Source organism: Robinsoniella sp. (assembly GCF_034124845.1).
The window spans coordinates 1-10002 of record NZ_JAWYAJ010000435.1 but is presented as its reverse complement, the minus strand read 5'-3'; the positions used below and the strand labels follow the sequence as shown (position 1 = coordinate 10002).

Annotated in this window: 6 protein-coding genes; all 6 read left to right on the top strand. The window is 44.4% G+C overall.

What is annotated here, in order from left to right; genetic code table 11:
- Positions 1-21 precede the first annotated feature (21 nt).
- Positions 22-5013 carry a LamG-like jellyroll fold domain-containing protein gene (locus ACH2DQ_RS21435; protein ID WP_395028266.1) on the top strand — a complete coding sequence of 1664 codons (4992 nt, stop codon included), beginning with the start codon at positions 22-24 and terminating at the stop codon, positions 5011-5013.
- Between the two features lie 110 nt (positions 5014-5123).
- Positions 5124-6566, top strand: a complete 1443-nt coding sequence (locus ACH2DQ_RS21430; protein ID WP_394912642.1) for an ABC transporter substrate-binding protein — start codon at positions 5124-5126, stop codon at positions 6564-6566.
- Positions 6567-6672: 106 nt separating this feature from the next.
- A complete protein-coding gene (locus ACH2DQ_RS21425; protein ID WP_394912643.1) occupies positions 6673-7545 on the top strand; it encodes a carbohydrate ABC transporter permease in 873 nt (290 codons plus the stop codon).
- A gap of 10 nt (positions 7546-7555) precedes the next feature.
- A complete protein-coding gene (locus ACH2DQ_RS21420; RefSeq protein WP_394912644.1) occupies positions 7556-8386 on the top strand; it encodes a carbohydrate ABC transporter permease in 831 nt (276 codons plus the stop codon).
- 14 nt (positions 8387-8400) lie between these two features.
- Entirely contained in the window at positions 8401-9681 is a 1281-nt protein-coding gene (locus ACH2DQ_RS21415; RefSeq protein ID WP_394912645.1) for a Gfo/Idh/MocA family protein, read from the top strand.
- Between the two features lie 21 nt (positions 9682-9702).
- Positions 9703-10002, top strand: a 300-nt coding sequence (locus tag ACH2DQ_RS21410; RefSeq protein ID WP_395028262.1) for a hypothetical protein, incomplete at its 3' end; no start/stop codon positions are given.

The following is a 10002-nucleotide window of genomic DNA, read 5'->3' as shown; positions in this document are numbered from 1 at the left end:
GATTACGGCCAGGCAGTATTTATGCGTGAAGGTGTCCAGGCGAAAGTATTATCCATCGATTCCAACGGTAATGCACAGCTGGAAGTAACTTTACCACCTATGAGTTTTACTTATTATAGTATCTATGATTCCACAGAAGCACCGGAAGTTTCCCTGGAAGTTGGTAAGGTGACCGGGCTGGCAGCAAAGGATGCAACAGAAAATTCTGTGGTACTGAACTGGGACAAAGACGTTACCTTTAAGATGACGGAAAACGGAACAGTGATTGATAAACCGGCAGTTACCGTAGACAGCTATATGGTTTACCGGGATGGTAAACTGATTGCCCAGACCATGGAGAATACCTATCAGGATACTTCCCTGGAAGAGCAGAAGAACTATGTCTACACCGTAAAAGCAGTAGCAAAAGGAGTGGAAGGAAGCTTAAGCGATCCTGTAACCGTAAATACATTAACCGATGAAAATGCACCGGTGGTTACAAAAGCAGAGGCAAAAAGTGATACTTCCATAGAAATCCTGTTTAGCGAAAAAGTGGATGCCGAAACGGCAGGCAATCTTGAAAATTACAGCATTTCCGGTGGCATCCAGATTAAAAATGTCAAGGTGGAAGATGCAAAAGTCACTCTGACCACGGACGCACTTTCCAGGCTGCAGCCGTATACCCTCAAAGTAGAGAATGTATGCGATGCATCCGGGGCAAAGAATCCTATGGAAGTTCATGAACAGAAACTGATCTATGGATACATTGCCAAGTTTGGATTTGAAAAAGCGGTTGAAGGGCTGATCACGGATGCGTTTGGCAATTATACCGGAAAAGCCAATTATATGGAAACTTTGGACCAGACTTACGGATCTTCAGCCAGATTAAAGGAGGAAAAAACTTCTTACGGCAATCTGGGAAGCGGACTGTTAAAGGGAATGGACAACTATTCCATAAGCATGTGGTTTAAAACGGATTCAGAGAAAAAGCAGACCCTCTTAAGCCAGGGACAGGAGGGAATTCCATCGAATGACCTGACACTTGCAACCAGTAACGGCAGCCTGGACTTCCGTGTCAGCGACGCAGATGGCAAAGAAGTGGTATTAAAGGGTGGAACCATTCTTCCGGGTAAATGGAATCTGGCGGTGGCAGTAAGAGACGGACAGACATTTACACTTTATTTAAACGGAGAAACGGTAGATACCAAGACAGCTGATATAGGGGTAAATGATACCCAGAATGCTTTGCTTGCCGGTGCCATGAGAAACAATGCCGGCGGTGACCGTGTGAATTATTTCAGCGGTGATCTCAGCGAGATCTCCCTGTATAATGTTGCGCTTCAGCAGTCAGAAGCCACACTTCTGAATGAATCGGGATTTGCTTCGTTCAGTGCAGCAGCAGATTCGGCACTGTCATTGGATCAAGATCTTTTTACAGAGGAAAGTTACAGGCCTCTTGGAGAAATTCTTGCCGAAATGGGCAGTATGGATCCGGAGAGCATGATGCCGTCCGAGATAGTGGATATTAAAAAACGTCTGCAGGCAGCGATGGATGGCTTACAGTTAAAAGACAGCAATCAGTCATTAAAGGCACTCTATCATATGGATGAGGCGAAGGGCGATGTTATTGCCAATGCCGTGCAGGGGTATGATGCCAGGTTTATAAACGGACAGTATATGCGTATGGGAACTCCATTCGGGCGGGGTGCTTATATGTATGAAAAGAAACAGAACTATATATCCCTTGCGGATTCCCCAATTGCAGGGCTGGATAACTTTACCGTGAACGGCTGGTTTAAACCCCAGTTATATTTAGACAATGAAGTGACGGATACCGAAGATGACTTTACCCATGTGAGAGGCACCCCCAAACAGGTACTCTTAGCGGATAAGGGCGGAAATCTGGTACTTTCTCTCCAGCAGAGAAAACTGGTGCTGGAAATCTCAGACGGAACAAAGACAGAAACGCTTAAGGCTGATCAGGAATTTGCAATGGAACAGGTGACCGGAGGCGAGTCCCGCCAGGCATGGAATCATTTCTCCGTTTTACGCAGCGGCGATACCTTTGCCCTGTACCTGAACGGAACAAAAATGGGAGAAGTATCTCTGGCAGGTGTAACGATAGGAGATTCTCTGACCATAGGTGCGAAACTAAATGAAGAAAATGCCAGAGAACTGCAGTACAACGGTCTGGTGGATGAATTTGCTTTTTATGGCGCGGAACTGACAGAGGAAGAGATCGCAGTATCTGCAGAGGCAATTCCATTCCGAAAGTCATCCAGGGAAAATATTGCACTGAAGAAAACTTTAAACAGTGAAGGCATGAAAGATCCAAACAGGCTGAATGACGGAAAGGTATTGTACTATGCCAGCAAGGATACTCCATGGACCGCACGTTCAAACGGCACATCCGAGAAGCTAAAATACCAGATTGATCTGGGAGCGGTATATGATATTGATACAATTTCTCTGACACAGTTCTTCCGTAACTATAATAATGAAGAATTGAGACGGTTCCGGGATGTAGTAATCCAGGTATCTACTACCAATGATTTTGCACCGGAAAATACGACTACAGTTCTGAACACCGACGCAGACAACAGCATGGGCTGCGGAGCAGGTACGGACCAGACCTTCTTCAGCTTTGAACTGGGCAATGATTTTATTCTGGATAAACCGGCAGCGGGACGGTATGTGCGTCTGCTTAGCAGCGGATTCTATGGACTGAGCGGCAGCTATTCCGGATATGTGAATGTATCAGAACTGGAGGTCTATGGAACAAAGGCATCTTCCGAACCGGAACTTAAGGTTTCTACAGAAGAGGTGGAATTAAAGGTTGTGGGAGACCGGGAATTTGCAAAAGTATCCACTGATCCCGACACCAACCTTTCAGATATCATGATCAAATCTGAAAATGAGGAAATCGCATCTGTAAGCTGGAGCAAAGGGGATGGTCTTCAGATCAATGGCTTAAGCCAAGGAAACACGTATATAACATTGACACATCCAAGAAACACAACACTGACAAAAGTGATTCACGTAACCGTTGACGGTCTGGAACCGGCAGCAGTGGTAAATGATGATGACCCGGCAATTACCTATACCGGAAGTTTCACTTACTACAACGGCAGAGGCGGCGACCCGGATGGAGTGACCGAATATAACCGGGATATCCATTATGGAAACAAGACAGGAGATGCAGCGGAATATACCTTTACCGGAACCGGAATAGACGTGATTACAACGGTCAATACCGATGGATGCATCCTGGGCGTAACCATAGACGGAGAGGTACAGCCGGATGTAAATACGCTGATTCCAAATGAGAAATATTTTAAACGGGCAAACCAGATGTGTGTATTCAGTAAAACGGATCTGCCTTATGGCGAGCATACCATCCGTCTGGAAAACAAAGGTGGAAATATTACCGTAGATGCTCTGCGTACCTATGCGGATGCGAATCAGGATGTGGATAAAGATTCATTACAGCAGTTGCTGGAAATCTCAGAAGCTTATATTCCTGATGCTTATACGGAAGAGAGCTTTGCAGTACTGAAAGCAGCTATTACAGAGGCAAAAGCAGTATTTAATAATGAGTTTGCCAGCCAGGATGATGTGGATAAACAGGTAGAGAAGCTGCAGGCAGCAATTGACCAGCTGGAGAGTATTCTGGCGGACCTGACCCGGTTGCAATCCTTATATAATGCAGTTTCCCAGATGGATATGAGCATCTATACCGAAGACAGCACAGCAGCGTTAAATACTGCAATGGAACAGGCAGCCACTGTTCTGGAGAAAGAAAATGCCACAAAGGCAGAAGCAGCAGAAGCGGAATCCGGATTACTGGTAGCACTTGCCGGACTGGAAAAAATCGTTACAGAACCAGAGCCGGAAACGGATAAATCCCTGGCGAAGGCCCTGTATCAAGCTTATAAAGAACTGGATCTGTCCGGTTACACAGAGGAAAGTGCAGCGGTATTTACGGAAGCATTAGATGCATTGCAGAGCATCATTGAGAAAGAAGATGCATCCCAGGAAGAAGTGGATAATGCCACAGCAAATCTTCTGTCCGCAGCAACATCACTTGTGATATTGCCAACTGACCCGGAAGAACCGGAGATCAAGGTAGATTTCTCCATACTGAATATTCTGTACAATGCTTATGCAGAAATAGATACCATCAAATATACAAAAGAAACGGCAGATGCTTTCCGTGGGGCACTTCAGCATGCAGGGGATGTATTGAATAACCCGGAAGCAGACCAGGCATCCGTTGATGCAGCAGCAACGGCACTTGCAAAAGCAGCAGCAGAATTAACGGAGGAGCCGGCGAAACCGGAAGAACCGGTTATCACAACGGATAAAGCAACGCTGAAGGTACTTTACGATGCATATGCGGGACTGGATACCGGGAAGTATACAGATGCCAGTGCAAAAGCATTAAAAGACGCCATTGCTTTGGCAGGTTCTCTCTTAAATGACACAAAGGCAGCCCAGGAGCAGATCGACCAGGCGGCATCCCGATTAATGGCTGCAGCAACCGGTCTGGAATTAAAACCGGCAGAAGCCCCCAAACCGCCTAAACCGGAAGTACCGGCACTGAAAAAGGGACAGATTGTTACTTACAAGGGACTTAAGTATAAAGTAACGAATCCCACACCGGGCAAAGCAACCGTATTGGTAGCAGGCGCTTCTAACCGGAATGTGAAGAAAGTGACGGTACCGTCTGCGGTAACGTTAAAAGGAGTAAAATGCAAGGTAACCAAGATTGGGCAGAAATCCTTTAAGGATTACAAAAAGCTGGAGCAGATTACTATAGGTGCAAATGTGACGTCCATCGGACAGCAGGCATTCTATGGAGACAGCAGGCTGACATACATCAACATTAAGTCAAAAGTACTGACCAATGCATACAGCAAATCCCTAAAAGGAATTTCTGCAAAAGCTAAGATTAACGTTCCTGATTCAAAAATAAATGCATACAAGAAAATATTTAAGAACCGGGGACAGAAGAGCAGTGTTGTAATTAAGTAAAAAAAATCCACCTATTCATGTCAACTCTGTGTATTCCTTAAAAGCAGGTTGGCTGATAGAATAAAGACATACCAAAACTACAGGAAATGGTGAAGGAGGAAATAATAATTATGAAAGCAAGAACAAAGAAAATAACAGCGCTGCTTGCAGCAGGATGCATGGGAGTAGGTCTTCTGGCAGGATGCGGAGGTTCAGGAGATACCGCAGCGACAAAAGGTGAAACAGGAAAAGAAACAGAAGCAAAATCCACAGAGGATACTGCAGGCAGTACAGCAGGAGACACAGAGGCACCAGAGACAGCAGACGCGGGCAGCGAAGCAGGTGGTGAGGCAGCTGCTGACAGCACTGGGAAATCCATTACGCTGATGGCATCCCAGAACTGGGTAAAAGATATTGACCGGGAACTCTTTAAGAAATTCCAGGATAAAACCGGAATTGAAGTAAAAGTTCTTGTAACTCCCGATAACGGATATGATACATTGCTTGGAACTTCCCTCTCAGGCGGAAGTAATGCGGTAGATATGTTCATGTATTCCGCAGGCTCCAGCATGATATCTGCAGGCATCCCGGATGTGGCAGAGGATCTCTCAGGAGAGACATGGTCAGCCGATCTGGAAGACTGGGCGCTGAAGGCGAACAGCTATCAGGACAAAGTAATCGGATTCAGTACCTGGGGTGTGGATTATGAAGGAATCTTATATAACAAGACCCTGTTTGAAGAAAATAAATGGGAAGTTCCCACAACCTGGGATGGATTTATTGCACTTTGTGACCAGATCAAAGAAAAGGGAATAACCCCGCTCTATGAAAGTATCAATGGCGTATGGCATGCACAGAGCTGGGTATATGGACTTACTCCGGCAATGTATGAAGAAAAAGCGGATTTCCCGGCTTATCTGAACGAGAGCCAGGATAATAAATTTGCAGACATTGCATCCTTCAAAAAGGGACTGGAGCAGATCGAACAGTTAATTTCCGCTAAAGACGGCAGCCAGCCGAAATACTATACCAATGACGGACAGTCAGAAGATTTCTTCGGAAGTTATCCATCCTTACAGAACAGGGAAACAGCAATGATGTTTACTTATTCCGCTTATGCTGCAGAACTGGCAGCAAACGGAAGCACAGATGAATGGGGAATGTTCCCGGTTCCACTTCTGGACAACCAGACTGGTGTATCCAATGGCGGCGGCGTTTCCAAATTTATCAATAAAAACAGCGACAATATTGATGAGTGTAAAATGCTTCTGAATTTCCTGGCTGAAAAAGAAAACCTGGAAGCTTACTATGCAGCACGTACAGACCTTGTAACTTCCGCATTTAAAAATGTAGACAGTGTAAGTACTACAACTGCTACCACAGATATGCTGGAGCGCAGTAAAAAAACTCCGGAAGTAATGTTCATCAAAGATGTATTATACTTTGACACCAATGTATATCAGTACATTCAGGGATTTGCAGAAGGCACATGCACAGTAGATCAGTTTATCGAGAACTGTGATAACTATCGTGCTGAAATGTTTGAAGTGGCAGCCAGCGAAGCTGCACAGTAGAGTCATATTGATGGAGTGAAATTGAAAAATTTCACTCCATTCTCAAAGATTGTTTGAAAATTCATTCATGCTCAAAAAATCAGGAAAACAAAGAGAGGAATCAACCGTGTATAATAAAAAAATTTATAAGGGATATTTCACACTTCCTGCATTTGTGGTTTACACCCTGCTCTTCATGGTTCCGGTGGTATTGAATTTTTACTTTTCACTTACAGATTGGAATGCATTAAAAATCAGCGGGGAAACTGCAAGATTCATCGGATTTAAAAATTTCCAGAAAATATTCCAGAACCCGGAACTGCTGTCAGTAATCGGCAGAACCGTAGTATTTGCGGCTGTGACGACACTATTTAAGAATGTCATCGGATTTGTCCTGGCACTTGCATTTAATGAAGGGATGAAAACAAAAAATGTATTAAGAGCAGTATTTTTTCTTCCCGCAATGCTCTCACCGCTGATCATTGGATTGATTTTCGGATCCATCTTCATGAAGGCAGGATTCGCCAATCAGTTACTCAGTGCAATCGGGCTGGAAAACCTAAACAGGGCTTGGCTTACCACAAAGGATACCGCCCTTGGAACCACAATGTTTGTGGAAATCTGGAGACAGGTTGGATTTAACATGGTTATTTACCTGGCTGGACTTCAGCTGATCGATAAAAGCTATTATGAAGCGGCTTCGGTGGATGGTGCCAATGGATTACAGAAAATGCTTTATATCACCATTCCAAGACTTATGCCATCCTTTATTATCAATCTGCTGCTGAATCTGTCCCAGGGATTAAAAGCTTTTGATATTATCTTCGTTTTGACTGGCGGAGGACCGGCAGGATCTACAGAGCTGATCAATATACTGGTATTCAAAGAGTTTGGAAAAGGTCTATATGGAATGTCGGCGGCATATGGAGTCATTGTATTTATCATAACAGCAATATTTGGAATTGCGGTCCTGAGAATTAAGGACGGCAGTGATGATTAGGAGGGAACAAATGCAAACAAAGAAGAAAGCAAAAATGTTATTGATCGCAAAGGAAATATTCTTCTGGCTACTGGCGCTGATTGTCATCGTTCCGTTCCTGATTGTAATCTTTAACGCATTTAAGACAAAACCGGAATCCATTAATATGGAATTAACGCTTCCGGCAAAGCTTCACTGGGAAAATTTCAAAGAAGTATGGGTCACCGGCAATATTCCCCGGTCATACTGCAATAGTTTTATCATCAGTATTACTTCCGTAACAGTATCGGTTTTATTTTCTTCACTCTGTGCTTTCGTATTAAGCAGGAGCAGAACCAAATGGAATAAAGTTCTTTATGTTTACTTTGCCATGGGATTAATGTTCCCGGTCAGCATGGTTACAATTGTAAAAGTGCTGCGGGTTTTACATTTATATAACAGTTTAGCAGGAGTGATTATCTTATTCATAGCGTTGATTCTACCCATGAGTATTTTCCTGTTTTACGGATTTGTATCGGGAATACCAAAAGAGCTGGACGAAGCAGCGGTCATTGATGGGGCAGGAGCGTTCCGGGTATTCTTCCAGGTTATCTTTCCACTTCTGAAACCGGCTGCGGTTACGGTGTTCATGATTAACTTCCTGAATACCTGGAACGACTTTACCGTTCCCCTCTATGTATTGCCGGATCCGGATAAAGCGGTAATTGTACAGCAGGTATATAATTTTTATGGAACCTATACTGCAAACTGGAATCTGGTAAGTGTGACAATTTTATTTGCAATCTTACCCGTTATGGTGGTTTATCTGATAGGACAAAAGTTTATTATCTCAGGCATGGTAGCCGGAGCAGTGAAAGGTTAGGAGGAATTGTTGTAATGGTAACAGCAATATTAATAGGAGCAGGACAAAGAGGTGCTTTCGTCTACGGGAAATACGCCGAAAAGCATCCCGAGGAATTTAAAGTGGTAGCAGTTGCAGAACCCATGGAGGAACGCCGGAATGAATGCATTCAGGCACACGGGATCAGTCCTGACAGGGCATTTACCCACTGGAAAGACCTGCTGGCACTTGGAAAAATAGCAGACTGTGCCATGGTGTGCACCCAGGATCGTTTCCATCTGGAACCGGTAAGGGAAGCGCTCAGCCAGGGGTATCATGTGATGTGTGAGAAGCCCATGTCACCAAACCCCGAAGAATGTGTGGCAATGGGGGAATATGCGAAAAAGTATAAAAAAACCCTGACCGTCTGCCATGTTCTCCGCTATTCGCCTTTTTACAGTGCGTTGAAAAAGATTATTGACAGCCAGGTAATCGGAGAGATCGTTAACATCCAGCATCTGGAATGTGTAGGCTACTGGCACCAGGCACACAGCTTTGTCCGGGGCAATTGGAGAGACTCCAAAAGCAGCAGTCCCATGATCCTGCAGAAATCCTGTCATGATATGGATATTCTGGCATGGCTCACCGGGAAAAAATGCAAAAAGGTTTCCTCTTTCGGATCTCTGGCACATTTCAAAAAGGAAAATGCCCCTGAAGGAGCAACGCCATATTGTATGGGCGGATGCAAGGCCAGAAGCAGCTGTCCCTACGATGCAGTGAAAATTTATCTGGAGCAGGAAGAGTGGTATTCCGACACCATACGGAAGGTAGTGGCATTGGAAGGAACCAATGAGGCAGTCAGCCAGGCATTGAAGGATGGTCCCTACGGAAGATGTGTATATGACTGTAACAATGATGTAGTTGACCATCAGGTAGTGAACCTGGAATATGAAGGAGGAGTGACAGCCAGCTTTACCATGTGCGCATTTACGGGAAAAGGCAGCCGGGTTATGAATATCATGGGAACCCGTGGACAGATTCTTGGGGACATGGAGGAAAATACCATAGAAGTGCTGGATTTTCTCACCGGAAACTCCGTAAAGACCACAGTGAAGACCGGAACCTCCGGACACAGCGGAAGCGATGACAAATTTATGGAAGGATTTTTGCAGACAGTACTGACCGATGGTGCCTATTCCCTGTCCGGAGCAGAAGTATCCGTAGAAAGCCACTTGGTTGCTCTGGCAGCAGAGGAGTCCAGAGTAACGGGTAAGACGATACATATGGAGGAATACCGCACGTTACTGTTTATGGGAAATTTTGAGAGATACTTGTAGTCAGTGCAGCAAAATGATAGAATGGCAGAAACAGATAAAATCAGCAGATTCAGATATCTGAATAGAATAAGGAGGAAGGTCTATGCAAATGTTTTTGCACAGGCCTTGAATCATATCAGGATGGATAAAGAGCCGATTGTAAAAAAGTTATTCCGTACCTATATTTTCTGGATCATCATATTTATTTTTGTCATACTCTGCGGTACTGTGCTGTATGCGGGAAAAGTTATTAATTCCAATATAACGGAAACCCAAAAACAGCTTACGCTGAGTATTAACCAGAATATAGAAAATTATTTCCAGGAGATGAATGATTTTTCA